Origin of the sequence: Flavobacterium sp. XGLA_31 (genome assembly GCF_051547105.1) — a bacterium.
Classification (GTDB): domain Bacteria; phylum Bacteroidota; class Bacteroidia; order Flavobacteriales; family Flavobacteriaceae; genus Flavobacterium.
On the sequence record NZ_JBPTTM010000032.1, the window covers coordinates 1 to 209 of the forward strand.

The 209-nt window shown below is 48.3% G+C and carries 1 protein-coding gene; it reads left to right on the forward strand.

Going from position 1 to position 209, the window contains the following annotated elements:
- Positions 1-209: hypothetical protein (locus ACSVH6_RS13630; RefSeq protein ID WP_438079419.1), on the forward strand; the 209-nt coding region annotated here is incomplete at both ends.

Sequence of the window (209 nt, forward strand, 5' to 3'; positions counted from 1 at the left end):
TCTTTTGATTTAACGACTCAAACAGCAGCTTTATTGGCGGGTAATGCCACAACACCGGTATCGACCTATACGGTGAAATTCTACCAGGATGCGGCGCTGACCCAACTCATCAGCAACCCGACATCGTTTACCAACACGACGGTAAACCAACAAACCATATACGTACAGGTGACCAACAACCAAACGGGTTGTAAGAGCGCTGTAGGCAG